This is a genomic window from Nocardia sp. NPDC004278 (assembly GCF_053602975.1).
Genome location: NZ_JBSGEQ010000006.1, coordinates 141,700 through 155,275 on the forward strand (window position 1 = coordinate 141,700; position 13,576 = coordinate 155,275).

Here is a 13,576-nt window from a genome sequence, read left to right on the forward strand (position 1 = left end):
CCGCAGCCCTACCATGGCAAACGTGCCCGCAACCACCAGTACTCCGGCAGGCAGGTACGCGCCGAGCCCATCCGGTGATCTGCACCTCGGAAATCTGCGCACGGCCGTGCTTGCCTGGTTGTTCGCGCGGTCGACCGGACGACGCTTCGTAATCCGGGTCGACGATCTGGATCGGGTGCGGCCTGGGGCCGAGCAGCGCCAGCTGGCCGATCTCGCCGCGATCGGACTGGACTGGGACGGTCCCGTCGTTCGGCAGAGTGACCGACTATCCCACTACGCCTCGGCCATCGATCGGCTCACCGCCGCCGGACTCACCTACGAGTGCTATTGCACCCGAAGGGAAATCCAGCAGGCCGCGACCGCACCGCACGGACCGGTCGGCCACTATCCCGGCACCTGCCGCGACCTGACCGAGGCCCAGCGGGCCGCGCATCGTGGCGACGGCCGTCCGGCCGCGCTGCGTCTGCGCGCGCAGGCGAGCGAATTCGAATTCGTCGACGAATTGCACGGGCGCTACCGCGGCCAGGTCGACGATGTCGTACTGCGGCGCGGCGACGGAATTCCGGCATACAACCTGGCCGTCGTCGTCGACGATGCCGAACAGGGCATCGATCAGGTGGTCCGCGGCGACGATCTGCTGCCGTCCACGCCGCGCCAGGCCCACCTCGCGACGCTGCTGGAACTCCCGGTTCCGCGGTACGCACACGTGCCGCTGGTATTGAATGCGCAAGGCAAGCGACTGGCCAAACGCGACGGCGCGGTGACACTCACCGACCAACTCGCCCTTGGGAATACACCCGATCAAGTGGCGGCGGCGCTGGCCTGTTCACTCGGCTATCCCCCGGTGTCGCCCGCCGAACTGCTCGACGGATTCGACCCGGCCCATCTGCCCGACGAACCTTGGACACTCGACGAGAATGGGTTGTTGCAACCCGCGCGATGTCCGTAACGTACGCAAGCGACCGATCTACTGATCACTGACGAGGAAACAGATATGACAAGCGGTGGGTACGACCCCAACCAATATCCGCAAGGCGGGCAACCGTACGGCCAGCAGTACCCGCAGGGCGGCCAGCAGTACCCGCAGGGGCAGCCACCCCAGTACGGGCAGCAGCCGCCACAGTACGGGCAGCAGCCCCAATACGGACAACCCCAATACGGACAACAACCCCAATACGGCCAGCAGCCGCAGGATCCCTACGGCCAGCAGCCCTACCCGCAGCAGTACGGTGAGTACGGCCAGCAGGGCTCTGGTGCGGGCCAGCCGGGTGAGCTGCTGCCCCGGTTCGGCGCCAGGTTCATCGATGCGCTGATCGTCGGTATCCCGGCGTACATCATCGACCTCATCCTGTCGAAGATCGGCTTCATCGGCTCGATCCTCGGTTTCATCGTGATCGTCGCGGCTCCCATCGCATACTTCGTGCTGATGGAAACCAATATGGGGACCACGCTGGGCAAGAAGATCCTCGGCCTGCGCGTCGTCGCCCCCGGCGGCGCCGCCAAGATCACCCCGGAAGTTTCGCTGAAGCGCAACCTGTACCTGGTCGCCAACATCATTCCGTGCCTCGGGAACCTCGTCGCGATCGGCATGGCGATCTACATCGCGGTGACCATCGAGCAGGACCCGAACAAGCAGGGTTGGCACGATAAGTTCGCTGGCGGTACCCAGGTCGTCAAGGCCTGATCCGCTCGCAACGCGAAAACAGGGGCGCTCCCGTTCGGGAGCGCCCCTGTTCTATTGCGGCACAGCTATTTTCGACGATCGTCAGGTCGAGGACAGCGCGATATTGAAGACCAGCCAGACGATGCCGAGCACGATGCCACCGGCACCGACCCAGATACCGGCCAGCGCCAGACCGCGGCCCTCCTGCCCGCGTTCCTTGATCTGATTCAGCGCGATGATGCCGAGCACGATCCCGACGATCGAGCCGATGCAGGTGCACAGACCGACCAATGAGGCGACGAGCGAACCGATCGCGAGCCCGTTGGTGCCCTGCCCCTGCTGCGGGTATCCGTACGGCTGATACGCGTTCGGGTAGGCCGGGGTCTGCGGATACGGCTGCTGCGCACCGGCGACCGGCTGCTGCGGGTAGCTCGGATACTGCTGCTGGGGCGGCGGTGTCGGCTGCGGCGCTGGCTGCTGCGGGTACTGCGGCGCGGACGGATACTGTGGGACCGATCCGGGCGGCGGAGCCGCCGGGTACTGCGGTACCGACCCCTGGGCGCCACCTTCCGGCGACACACCTTCGCCACCGTACTGCTTCCACCACTCGTCGGAGGAATCGCCGGGATTCGTCATTGGTACAGCCTATTCCACAACCTGGTTTGATGAAGCGCGTGAGTGAGTCCAAAACAGTTGAAGAACACCCAGGATCTGGGGGCCCCGCGGCGGCCCACGCGGCATTCGCCGTCGCCGCGCGGGGCTACTACACCCCCGTCGTCGCACTGTTCACCGCGACGCTGATCATCTCGAATATCTGCGCAACCAAGGGCGTCCAGTTCCTCACCGACCATTCGGTGAAGCTCGGGCCGATCGAGATCCTGCCGATCTCCACCGATGGCGCGTGGTTCCTGTTCCCCCTGGCCTACATCATCGGCGATGTGCTCAGTGAGGTGTACGGCTTCAAGGCCGCCCGCCGGGCCATCTACTACGGTTTCGCCATCCTGTTGCTCGCGGTCATCTGCTTCAAGATCGCCATCGAGCTGCCCCCGGCGACCTTCTACGACAATCAGGAAGCCTTCCGGTCCGTGATCGGCACCACACCGCAGCTGGTCGCGGCCGGACTGACCGGATACTTCGTCGGCGAGATGCTCAATTCCGCGGCGTTGGTGCTGATCAAGGAGAAGACCAAGGAAAAGCATCTGTGGGCCCGATTGATCGGCTCCACCGTCGTCGGCGAATTCGGTGACACACTGATCTTCTGCTCGATCGCGGCCACCGCCATCGGCATCGATAGCTGGGGACAGTTCGTCAACTACGTGATCGTCGGATTCATCTGGAAGACGCTGGCTGAGGTTATCGTGCTGCCGATCACCTACCGGGTGATCGCCTTCCTGAAAAAGCATGAGCCGAGCTATGCGCCCCGGGAAACGACCGCACTGTTGAACTGAAAGTTGTTGTGCGCATTCGGATCTACGGGGTCCGAATGCGCCCCTTCCAGCGGCCGAGCGTTTCGGCTTTGTATTCGTCGAAGTAGCCGCCCTCGATGCTCTCTCGGATCCGGTCGACGAGCCGAATCGTGTAGCGCTCGTTGTGGATCGTGCACAGCGTGGAGGCGAGCATCTCCTTGGCCTTGAACAGGTGGTGGATATAGGCCCTGGTGTAGTTGGCGCAGGTGTAGCAGTCGCAGGTTTCGTCGATCGGGGTGAAGTCGCGGCGGAATCGGGCGGTATTGATATTGAATCGGCCTTCGGCGACATAGATCGCCGCATTGCGGGCAACCCGGGACGGGTTCACGCAGTCGAAGGTGTCCGCACCGTTCTCCACGGCGACGAAGATGTCCTCGGGCTCGCTGATGCCGAGCATATGGCGCGGCTTGTCCTCGGGCAGTTCGTCACAGCACCAGCCGACAATGGTGCCGAGGTTGTGCTTCTCCAGCGCGCCACCGATGCCGTAGCCGTCGAAACCCGTTCCGGCAGCGCCCCGGACCGATTCCAGTTCCCGGCATGCCTTGCGGCGCAGGTCTTCGTACTGTGCGCCCTGGATCACCGCGAACAGCGCCTGGTACGGGCGGTGCGTGCGCGCGGCGGTCAGCCGTTCGTGCTCGTCGATGCAGCGCTGCGCCCATTCGTGCGTGCGCTGTAACGACTTCTCCTGGTAGGCACGGGTATTGAGCAGGGTGGTCAGCTCATCGAAGGCGAAGATGATGTCCGCGCCGAGCCGATGCTGGATGCCCATCGAAACCTCCGGTGTGAACCGGTGTTTCGAACCGTCCAGATGAGAGCGGAAGGTGACGCCGTCATCGTCGACAACGGCCAGGCGCTCCTTGCCCGCGGCGATCACATCGTCGCTTCGGACGTCGACCGCCTCCATGGCCAGCACCTTTTTGAAACCGACACCGAGCGACATCACCTGGAAGCCGCCGCTATCGGTGAAGGTCGGGCCCGGCCAGTTCATGAACTTGCTCAGCCCACCCGCCTCGTCCACGATGTCCGAACCCGGCTGCAGATACAGGTGGTAGGCATTGGCCAGCAGCGCCTGGGCGCCGAGTTCCCGCATGGTCTCCGGCAACACCGCCTTCACCGTCGCCTTGGTGCCGACCGGGATGAACGCGGGCGTGGCGATATCGCCGTGCGGTGTGCTGATCACACCCGATCGACCGTGCCGCCCCGCGAGACGGGTACCAACGGCAAACGAGAAGGCTTCGGGATCGGACGCTCCTCCGCCTCCCCGGGCCTTTTGCCGGACGTAGGAAGCGCTCGAGTTCCGCTCCGGGCCGACGGTCGGCCCGGAGCTAGTTCTGGACGTACCCGACGAGTTACCCATGTTCCTCCGAAATCAGTCGGCACCTCGGCAAACTGGTAGCTCGGCCCAGTTCGCCCCAGCCGATACTCACGCGTCAGCGGCAGCTGCGGCGAATTGTGCATTGTAGAGGCGGTAGTACGCGCCGCGCTCCTCCAGTAAACGCTCGTGGGTGCCGTGCTCGACGATGCGGCCCGCCTCCATGACGACGATCAGATCGGCATCGCGGATGGTGGAGAGTCGGTGCGCGATCACGAAGCTGGTGCGGTCGCGGCGCAGGGCCGCGGTGGCGTGCTGGACCAGCGCCTCGGTGCGGGTATCGACCGAACTTGTCGCCTCGTCGAGGACCAGGATGGACGGCTTGGCCAGGAAGGCGCGGGCGATGGTGATCAGCTGCTTCTCACCCGCGCTGACGCCCGAACCCTCCTCATCGATGATCGTGTCGTAACCGTGCGGCAGGGCGTGCACGAAGCGGTCGACGTAGGCGGCACGAGCGGCGTCGAGAATATCCGCCTCGCTCGCATTCGGATTGCCGTAGGCGATGTTCTCCCGGATGGTGCCCTTGAACAGCCAGGTGTCCTGCAGCACCATACCGATCCTGGACCGCAGGTGATCCCGGGTGACCGTGGTGATATCGACGCCGTCGATGGTGATGGTGCCCGCGTCGAGTTCGTAGAACCGCAGCAGCAGATTCACCAGCGTGGTCTTGCCCGCACCGGTCGGGCCGACAATGGCGACCACATGCCCCGGCTCGGCGACCAGCGAGAGCCGCTCGATGACCGGCGTCTCCGGTTCGTAACGGAAGGAGACCGCCTCGAATTCGACCCGGCCGCGATCGACCGGACGGGTGTTCTCCATGACCGGATCCGGCGACTGTTCCTCGGCGTCGAGGATCTCGAAGATCCGCTCGGCCGAGGCGACACCGGATTGCAGCACATTGGCCATGGCGCCGATCTGGGTCAGCGGCTGGCTGAACTGCCGGGAGTACTGGATGAAGGCCTGCACCTCGCCCAGTGACAGATTGCCCGTCGCCACCCGCAGACCACCGACCAGCGCCACCAGCACGAAGTTCAGATTCCCGAGGAACATGATCGCGGGCATGATCAGCCCGGAGAAGAACTGCGCCTTGAAGCTCGACTCGTAGAGATCGTTGTTGCGCTTGTCGAATTCCTCGCCGACCTCGCGGTTGCGGCCGAATGCGGTGACCACCTCATGCCCGGTGAAAGCCTCCTCGACCTGGGCGTTCACCATGCCGGTGTACTTCCATTGGTTCACGAAGTGTGGTTTGGAGCGCTTGGCGATCTGCGCGCTGACCACAATGGCGGCGGGCACGGTGAGCAGGGCGATCAGCGCCAGCAGCGGCGAGATCCAGATCATGATGACCAGGATGCCGATTACCGAGAAGACCGACTGGAGCAGCTGGCTCATGGTCTGCTGCAGGCTCTGCGAGACATTGTCGACATCGTTGGTGACGCGACTGAGCAGATCACCGCGCGGCGTGGAATCGAAGTAGCGCAAGGGAAGTCGTTGGATCTTGTCCTCGACGTCGCTGCGCAGCCGCTTCACCGTGCGGTTGATGACGATATTGAGCAGAAACGACTGTAGCCAGCTGAACACTGCTGCGCCGATATAGAGCAGCAATACCAGCATCAGAATCCGGCCGACCGCACCGAAGTCGACACCGACACCCGGGGTGACATCCATCGCGCCGAGCATGTCGGCGAAGGTGTTGTCGCCCGCGGCGCGCGCGTGCTCGATCGCCTGCTCTTTGGTGTTGCCGCTGACCAGCCGTCCGCCGATCACACCGTCGAAGACCAGGTTGGTGGCCTTGCCCAGGATGTACGGGCCGAGCGTATTCAGCGTCACCGAGACGGTCGTCAGCCCGACGATCGCACCGACATACCTGCGCTCGGGCGCCAGCCTGCGCAACAGCCGCTTCAGCGACGGACCGAAGGACTTCGCCTTCGCATCCGGTGCACCGGGATTCACCGCTCCGGGCCTCATCGGCTCTCCTCCCGCCGGGCCCGATGCCCGTCCCCGCTCGGACCGGGCGGCGATCCGTTGCGCTTGGCGAGGGCGACCGCGGCGACCTCATCGACGCCGAGCTGCGAGGCAACGATCTCCTGGTACTCCGCGCACTCGCGCATCAACTGGTCATGGGTGCCGATCCCGACCATCGCACCGTCCTCGAGTACCACGATCTGATCGGCATCGCGGATGGTGGTAACCCGTTGCGCCACAATGATTACCGAAGCGTCGCTGGTCTCGGGCCGCAGTGCCGCGCGCAGTCGGGCGTCGGTGGCGACGTCGAGTGCGGAGAACGAGTCATCGAACAGGTAGACCCGCGGCTTCTTCACCAGCGCCCGAGCGATGGCCAACCGCTGGCGCTGCCCACCCGATACGGTGGTGCCGCCCTGCGCGACCGGGGTTTCGAGGCCCTGCGGCATATCGCGCACGAAGTCGGCGGCCTGCGCGATCTCCAGACAGCGCCACAGTTCCGCGTCGCTCGCGTGCGGATTGCCATAGCGCAGATTGCTCGCCACCGTTCCGGAGAATAGGTAAGCCTTCTGCGGCACCAGGCCGATCTGCTCGCGCAGCAGCTCGAGGTCGATATGGCGGACATCGGTGCCGCCGACGTAGATCGCCCCATCGGTCACATCGATGAGCCGGGGAATCAGATTGAGCAGCGTCGTCTTGCCCGCACCGGTGGAGCCGACAATGGCCGTGGTCGTGCCCGGCTCGACCTGGAACCGAATGGCCGAGAGCACCGGTTTCTCCGCACCGGGGAAGGCGAATTCGGCGAATTGCAGATCGACCAGCGCCGGATCGCCCTTGAACGGCTGCGGCAGCCGCGGTGGCAGCACCGATGTCTCGGTGTCGAGCACCTCACCGATACGGTCGGCCGAGACGGCCGCGCGCGGTGCAATCATGGCCAGGAATGAGGCCATCATGACGGCCATCAGGATCTGCAGGATGTAGGACAGCATCGCGGTGAGCAAGCCGATCTGCATCTGGCCGTCGTTGATCAAATGCCCGCCGAACCAGATCACCGCGACGGCGGTGACATTGCTGATCAGCATTACCAGCGGGAACATCAGCGCCATCAACCGGCCGACCCGCAGTGCGGCATCGGTGAGTTCGGAGTTGGCCAGTCCGAAGCGCCAGGCCTCCTGGCGCTCGCGCACGAATGCGCGCACCACCCGGATACCGGTGATCTGTTCGCGCAGTACGCGATTGACCTCATCGATCCGGTACTGCATATCGCGGAAGCCGGGCACCATCTTGGCCACGATGGCACCCATCGAGATGGCCAGTGCGGGCACCGCGATCAACAGCAGCCAGGACAGCCCGGGGTCCTCGCGCAGCGACATGAAGATGCCGCCGACACACATGATCGGCGCCGTCACCAGGATGGTTGCCGACATCACGATGAGCAGCTGAACCTGCTGAATATCGTTGGTATTGCGGGTGATAAGCGATGGCGCGCCGAACATGCCGACCTCGCGCGCGGAAAAGGTGCCGACCCGGTGCAGTACCGCCCCGCGCAGATCCCGACCCGCGCCGATGGCGGCCTGCGCACCGAGATAGACCGAGCAGGCGGATGCAATGATCTGCACGCCGGTGACCGCGAGCATCCACAGTCCGGCGCTCCAGATGTAGCCGATATCGCCCTTGGTGACGCCATTATCGATCAGGTGGGCGTTCAAGGTCGGCAGGTACAGCATCGCGATGCCGGCGATCAGTTGCAGGCCGACGACCCCCGCCAATTGGGCCCGGTAGGGGGCCAGATAGGTGCGAAGCAGTCTGATCAGCATGATGAAAGGGAGGCTACCGGGAAACCGCGATATCCGTCGCGCGGCTTCCCGACCAGCACCGATGCCATGGATTGCGGCCCCTTAGTTGCGGCAGGAAACCGCAACTGCCCGCGCACCTTTCGACCCGCGTGACCCGATTCGAATTACCGCCGCGCCCAGGCACCGGGATCCTCGGTCAGCGCTTCGATGAATCCGGGGAGCCGATTGCGCGCGATGTCGTCGATGGAAACGTCCTCCAGTACCGCGCGAATATTCACGCGCAGCGCGATCCACACCCGCTGCAATGGCTCGGCCGCGCCCGGATAGCGCACATCCTCCGGACGCTCACCGCGCACCGAGGCCAGCGGACCCTCGATCGCGCGGATCACATCGGCGATGGTGATCTGCCCGGCCGGGCGGGCCAGCCAATAGCCGCCGTCCGGGCCGCGCCTACTGGTCACCAGATCGGCTCGGCGCAATTCGGCGAGTACGGTCTCGAGCACCTTGGGCGGAATGTGCTGCGCGGTCGAAATCGCCTCGGCCTTCACCACCGGCGCGACCTGCACCGCGGTCGCGCCGACCACGGCATCGTCGGTCTTCGGTGCGCGGGCGATTTCCAACAAGGTCCGCACCGCGTAATCGACCCTCGCGGTGATGTGCACTGCGGCTACTCCCTGGCCTACTAGGTGTCCGAACGAATTTACGCGGTGTGACAGCCGGTCAGCACACAGGTGGCCGCGTCCAGCAGTGTGCGCTCCACCACCGAATCCGCGACGCCCGGCACGAGTTCGGTGGACAGCAGCGCGACGCCGAGCACCTCCAGCGCCGCACTGGCGCGCAGCTTGGCCACATCGTCGGCATCGGGTCCGGCCAGCCATTCGCGCAGCACCCGACTGGAATTCATGAGGTCCGGGTAGCGGTCGGCCATCACGTTGATGATCGCGACGGTATCGCGGACGCACAGGGCACCGGCATCGCGATGGCGAATCATGCCGCGCAAATAGGCGCGCAGGACGGCCCGCACCCCTTCGGCATCGTGCGGGACCGCATCGATATCCTCGGTCACCGCGCGCAGGTGATCGATGATCGGATCTACGATCGCCAGTAGTAGATCGAGCTTCGAGGCGTAGTGATAGTAGAGCGAAGCCTTTGTGATTCCTACCGCATCCGCGACCTCGCGCAGGCTCGTCTGCTCGAATCCCTTGGCGCCGAAGAGCTTCACCGCGGCGTCACGAATTGCCAGTTTAGTGCCGCCACCTGCGATAACAGTGTCGCCCGCGTCACGAACGGTCATGGGATGATCCTCTCATCACTTCTGCGCTGAGCTAACGTTGCCATCAGAATTGAGGTTGTACCTCCGCTTAGCTCCTAGGTAGTCTACCTACCGCACGGTAGGCAGAAAGCGTCAATTGGAGGCGGGGTACAGCAGGGCAACCCCGCGTGTGCTGTCTACGCGCCGCGAACCAGCACGTACCCAGGCATCGCTAGGAGAACCTCTCGTGTCCGTTTATCTGTATAGATGGGGAAAGTTCGCTTTCCGAAGAAAATGGATAGTGCTTCCGGTCTGGCTTGTCCTCTTCCTACTGCTCGGCGGCCTCGGCGCGCAGCTGAAGGAGCCGATGACCAACGACTTCAGCATGCCGGAGCTGCCGTCCGCGCGTGCCAACGACATTCTCGACAAGCACTTTCCCGGCGCCTCCGACGCCTTCAAATTCGATGCCGTCACCGGCACCTATGTCATTGCCGCGCCCGAGGGGCAGAAGCTGACCGATCCGGCGAACCGTGCGTCGCTGGAGGCGTTCATCGCCAAACTCGGCACGCTCGACATCGTCGACCACAGCAAGCCGGTGATGAATCCCATTGAGGCCGCGGAGAAGTCGGGTTGCATCGCCGATCCGGACCCGTCCAAGTGCAGTGGCGCACCGCTGAACGTGCTGAGCAAGACCGATCCGGATTCGGTCGCCTTCTTCAGCGTCCCGTTCACCATCAAGAAGTTCACCGACGTCACCGACGCGCAGCGCGAAGCGGCCTACAACGTCGCCAGCGACGCCCGCAATGCCGGGTTGCAGGTGGAGATGAGCGGCTCGATCGCGCAGAAGAACGAGGGGCCCAGCGGTAAGTCCGAGCAGATCGGCATGGGCATCGCGCTGATCGTCATGATCATCGCGTTCGGTGCCATCGTGGCCGCCTTCGTGCCGATCATCACCGCGATCATCGGCCTCGGCGCGGCCACCTCGCTGATCTTCCTCGGTACCTCGATCATCGAGGTGCCCAGCTTCACGACCTTCCTCGCGTCCATGATCGGCATCGCCCTGTCGATCGACTACGCGCTTTTCATCGTGTCGCGCTACAAACATGAACTGGCAGTGCAGGATTCGGCGGAAGAGGCGGCCGGCACCGCGCTCGGCACGGCGGGCTCCGCGGTGGTGTTCGCCGGTCTCACCGTCATCATCGCGCTCGGCGGCCTCAGCATCGTCGGCGTGCAGTTCATGACGTTCATGGGCCTGGGTGGCGCGATCGCCGCCGCATTCGCGGTGCTCACCGCCATCACCCTGATGCCTGCGCTGCTCGGCGCGTTCGGCCGGTTCCTGTTCAAGCCGAAGCTGCCGATCGTTGCCCAGCACGATCCCGAGGACGATCAGTCGGTCACCAATGGCATGCGGTTCGGCCGCCTGATCGGCCGGGCACCCGCGGTGACCCTGCTGCTCAGCGTGGTCGTCCTCGGCCTGCTCGCCGCACCGGCCGCCGGTCTGAACCTCGGCCTGCCCGGTGACGACAGCCAGCCCAAGACCTCCACCATCCGCAAGGCCTACGAGCTGCGCACCGAGGGCTTCGGTGAGGGCAGCAATGGCGTGCTGAACGTCGCGGTCGACCTCACCAAGGTGCCCGCCGAGCGCCGTGAGGCCGCGGTGAACGCGCTGCGGTCCAAGCTCGCGTCCTACTCGGGCATGGATTACGTGACCGAGCCCAAGTGGAGCGGTGAGGACAAGGCGGGTGCGCTGCTCGACGGTGTGCCGAAGTCGGGTCCGAACAACCAGGCCACCAAGGATCTGGTCAGCGACGCCCGCGACGCCGAGGCGCAGATGCAGACCGAATACGGCATCGAGTACGGCATCACCGGCACCACGGCGATCTTCGCCGATGTCGACCACGTGCTGCTCAGCAAGATCGTGCCATATCTGGCGATCGTGGCCGGTGCCGCATTCCTGTTGCTGATCCTGGTGTTCCGCTCGATTCTGGTGCCGCTCACCGCCGCGCTCGGCTTCCTGCTGTCCATGGGGGCGACCTTCGGCGCCACGGTGCTGATCTTCCAGCAGGGCAAGCTCGGGCTGATCGAGGATCCGCATCCGCTGGTCAGCTTCCTGCCGATCATGCTGATCGGTCTGGTGTTCGGCCTGGCCATGGACTACCAGGTGTTCCTGGTGACCCGGATGCGCGAGGAGTTCGTCAACGGCAAGTCGCCGAAGGACGCGATGGTCGCTGGTTACCACCACGGTGCCCGGGTCGTCACCTCGGCCGCGGTCATCATGATCTCGGTGTTCGGCTCCTTCCTGCTGGAAACCGATGTCACCGCGAAGTCGTTCGGCTTCGCGCTGGCGGCGGGCGTGCTGATCGACGCGTTCATCGTCCGGATGGTCGTGATCCCGTCGCTGCTCGTGCTGATGGGCAAGTGGTCCTGGTGGATTCCGAAGTGGCTGGACCGGATCCTGCCGGATATCGACGTCGAGGGCGCGAAGCTGCGTGAGCTGCAGCAGCGGTCCGCGGAGACGGCGAAGGTGCCGGTCGGCGTCAGCTGATCGGAGCCTGCGGCTGGGCTTATCGGAGCCCACAGCTCGGCCCCGCACCCGGATTCGGGTGCGGGGCCGAATACGTTTCGGGACCCGCTTCTTGATCTTGTGGGTGTGCGCAGCAGACTCGGCGATGTTCGACTCTTCAGCTCGGTCTTGCGCCGACACACGTGGTCGGCGTGGCAGTTCGAAACGCTCGTCCCGAACCCGATCACCGCGAGGAGAACCCGGTGTCCGGGCAGCAGTGCCGCCTACGGCGTGGGCAATACCGCACGCAATGCCGGATCGACGCTCGAGACGAGCCGCACCATCGCGATGCAGCAGCAGGCATCGAGCGGTGAGTCCGAAATGATCGGTATGGCCGTCGCGCCTATCGCGCTGGGCGGTCTGGCGATCGTCGGCGTTCGGTTCCTGACGTTCATGGGGCCGGGTGCTGCGATCGCCGCCGGTACGCAGCGGCTGAGCTTCGAATTCACCACGGCGCCAGCGAAATTCGGGATCAGGCCGGAATTCCGTTGGGGGCGTATCTATTTCATCATTGGCTCGGCTGAGGCAGACTACACGCAGTTACCTTCGGGTTAACTCCAATATAGTTCAGTGGACCAGCAAGCGCCGTCACCGCGATGGTGCCGAAGCCAGCGCAGTCGATCGGGGGATTGTCTAATTTAAGACGCTGTCCGGCAGCAAACATGCCGATGACCAGCCAAGACATGAGCAGCAGTCCGATGAGTCGGGTGCCGGCGGAGCGCGCACGCCGCCGTTGGTTTACACGCTCGCGCATCGTAATCGCTTCCTTTCGCACTCGCGTAGCGGCGGAGTACCCGGATGCGGAGCGTTAACTCTAGCCTGATGCTCTGGGCTTGGCTAGGGGGTTATGGGCTCGGCTGCGGGACGTTGCAGTCGGCGATTTTCGGATTCACGCCCATATAGTTGAGCGGACCGGCGAGGACGGTGAGTGCGATCGTGCCGAATCCGGCGCAATTGATCGGACCGCTGTCGAAATAGTTGCGCTGTCCGGCGGCGACAACGCCGATGACCAACCAGATCACGATCAGCACGGTGCCAAGTTTCATCGAGGGCTCGCTCATATGTTCTCCCGCGGATGGTGCTCGCGCGGTTGGTGATGCGGCGAATTATCGCATCGCACCCGGCCTGTACTCGGGCATTCGGCACATACCGGGCGCACGCACGGGCGCGCCCTACCGCACGGCATGTCGCCGCCCGGCAGAGCACGCCCTGAGCGCGCGGGGACGGCCAGATCCTCGACGCTCAGCCGTGGCCGCTACGGACTGGGTTGCGGCACATTGCAATCCGCGATCTTCGGATTCACCCCCATATAGTTGAGCGGACCGGCCAGCGTCGTCACCGCGATCGTGCCGAAGCCAGCGCAATTGATCGGACCGCTGTCGAAATAGTGCCGCTGGCCCGCGGCGACCACACCGATCACCAGCCAGATCAGGACCAGCAGACTGCCGAATCGGAAATAGGGCTCTCTCATGTGACTCTCACGCATCAATCCCGCGCGGCTCGTC

The 13,576-nt window shown here is 64.6% G+C and carries 11 protein-coding genes and 2 pseudogenes; 5 read left to right on the top strand and 8 right to left on the bottom strand.

Going from position 1 to position 13,576, the window contains the following annotated elements; genetic code table 11:
- Positions 1-13: 13 nt before the first annotated feature.
- Together gluQRS and ACWEO2_RS11650 are read left to right on the top strand one after the other, a co-directional pair.
- A complete protein-coding gene (gluQRS, locus tag ACWEO2_RS11645) occupies positions 14-949 on the top strand; it encodes a tRNA glutamyl-Q(34) synthetase GluQRS (RefSeq protein WP_452405247.1) in 936 nt (311 codons plus the stop codon).
- Positions 950-994: 45 nt separating this feature from the next.
- On the top strand, positions 995-1,684 hold the full coding sequence (locus ACWEO2_RS11650; RefSeq protein WP_452405248.1) for an RDD family protein: 690 nt from the start codon (positions 995-997) through the stop codon (positions 1,682-1,684).
- 81 nt (positions 1,685-1,765) lie between these two features.
- Here the strand turns inward: ACWEO2_RS11650 and ACWEO2_RS11655 are convergent, their stop codons facing one another.
- Positions 1,766-2,299, bottom strand: coding sequence for a DUF4190 domain-containing protein (locus ACWEO2_RS11655; RefSeq protein ID WP_452405249.1), 534 nt, complete (start codon positions 2,297-2,299; stop codon positions 1,766-1,768).
- A 29-nt stretch (positions 2,300-2,328) separates the two neighbouring features.
- Between ACWEO2_RS11655 and ACWEO2_RS11660 the strand changes: the two genes are divergently transcribed.
- Entirely contained in the window at positions 2,329-3,111 is a 783-nt protein-coding gene (locus ACWEO2_RS11660; RefSeq protein WP_452405250.1) for a queuosine precursor transporter, read from the top strand.
- A gap of 22 nt (positions 3,112-3,133) precedes the next feature.
- On the opposite strand, the pseudogene tgt reads toward ACWEO2_RS11660, so the two are convergent.
- The 5 genes and pseudogenes from tgt to ACWEO2_RS11685 all read right to left on the bottom strand — a co-directional run.
- Positions 3,134-4,369 (bottom strand): annotated as a pseudogene (tgt, locus tag ACWEO2_RS11665) (tRNA guanosine(34) transglycosylase Tgt); the annotation flags it as partial.
- A gap of 183 nt (positions 4,370-4,552) precedes the next feature.
- Entirely contained in the window at positions 4,553-6,466 is a 1,914-nt protein-coding gene (locus tag ACWEO2_RS11670; protein ID WP_452405251.1) for an ABC transporter ATP-binding protein, read from the bottom strand.
- Positions 6,467-6,552: 86 nt separating this feature from the next.
- A pseudogene (locus tag ACWEO2_RS11675) lies at positions 6,553-8,277 on the bottom strand (ABC transporter ATP-binding protein); the annotation flags it as partial.
- A 143-nt stretch (positions 8,278-8,420) separates the two neighbouring features.
- Positions 8,421-8,918, bottom strand: a complete 498-nt coding sequence (locus tag ACWEO2_RS11680) for an RrF2 family transcriptional regulator (RefSeq protein ID WP_452405252.1) — start codon at positions 8,916-8,918, stop codon at positions 8,421-8,423.
- A 38-nt stretch (positions 8,919-8,956) separates the two neighbouring features.
- Positions 8,957-9,550, bottom strand: coding sequence for a TetR/AcrR family transcriptional regulator (locus tag ACWEO2_RS11685; protein ID WP_354955345.1), 594 nt, complete (start codon positions 9,548-9,550; stop codon positions 8,957-8,959).
- A gap of 205 nt (positions 9,551-9,755) precedes the next feature.
- Between ACWEO2_RS11685 and ACWEO2_RS11690 the strand changes: the two genes are divergently transcribed.
- Both ACWEO2_RS11690 and ACWEO2_RS11695 read left to right on the top strand, forming a co-directional pair.
- Entirely contained in the window at positions 9,756-12,053 is a 2,298-nt protein-coding gene (locus ACWEO2_RS11690; RefSeq protein ID WP_452405253.1) for an MMPL family transporter, read from the top strand.
- 306 nt (positions 12,054-12,359) lie between these two features.
- Entirely contained in the window at positions 12,360-12,626 is a 267-nt protein-coding gene (locus ACWEO2_RS11695; RefSeq protein ID WP_452405254.1) for a hypothetical protein, read from the top strand.
- A 290-nt stretch (positions 12,627-12,916) separates the two neighbouring features.
- Here ACWEO2_RS11695 and ACWEO2_RS11700 read toward each other — a convergent pair whose 3' ends face one another.
- Positions 12,917-13,132 carry a hypothetical protein gene (locus tag ACWEO2_RS11700; protein ID WP_452405255.1) on the bottom strand — a complete coding sequence of 72 codons (216 nt, stop codon included), beginning with the start codon at positions 13,130-13,132 and terminating at the stop codon, positions 12,917-12,919.
- 194 nt (positions 13,133-13,326) lie between these two features.
- Positions 13,327-13,542: a hypothetical protein gene (locus tag ACWEO2_RS11705; protein WP_354955351.1), complete on the bottom strand. Its 216-nt coding sequence runs from the start codon at positions 13,540-13,542 to the stop codon at positions 13,327-13,329.
- Between the last annotated feature and the right edge of the window lie 34 nt (positions 13,543-13,576).

Excerpts from the sequence above, each read along its gene's own strand:
- ACWEO2_RS11685 (WP_354955345.1), bottom strand. The coding sequence starts at position 9,550 with ATGACCGTTCGTGACGCGGGCGACACTGTTATCGCAGGTGGCGGCACT.
- ACWEO2_RS11670 (WP_452405251.1), bottom strand. The coding sequence starts at position 6,466 with ATGAGGCCCGGAGCGGTGAATCCCGGTGCACCGGATGCGAAGGCGAAG.
- ACWEO2_RS11700 (WP_452405255.1), bottom strand. The coding sequence starts at position 13,132 with ATGAGCGAGCCCTCGATGAAACTTGGCACCGTGCTGATCGTGATCTGG.
- ACWEO2_RS11705 (WP_354955351.1), bottom strand. The coding sequence starts at position 13,542 with ATGAGAGAGCCCTATTTCCGATTCGGCAGTCTGCTGGTCCTGATCTGG.
- ACWEO2_RS11655 (WP_452405249.1), bottom strand. The coding sequence starts at position 2,299 with ATGACGAATCCCGGCGATTCCTCCGACGAGTGGTGGAAGCAGTACGGT.
- ACWEO2_RS11650 (WP_452405248.1), top strand. The coding sequence starts at position 995 with ATGACAAGCGGTGGGTACGACCCCAACCAATATCCGCAAGGCGGGCAA.
- ACWEO2_RS11695 (WP_452405254.1), top strand. The coding sequence starts at position 12,360 with ATGCAGCAGCAGGCATCGAGCGGTGAGTCCGAAATGATCGGTATGGCC.
- ACWEO2_RS11660 (WP_452405250.1), top strand. The coding sequence starts at position 2,329 with ATGAAGCGCGTGAGTGAGTCCAAAACAGTTGAAGAACACCCAGGATCT.
- gluQRS (WP_452405247.1), top strand. The coding sequence starts at position 14 with ATGGCAAACGTGCCCGCAACCACCAGTACTCCGGCAGGCAGGTACGCG.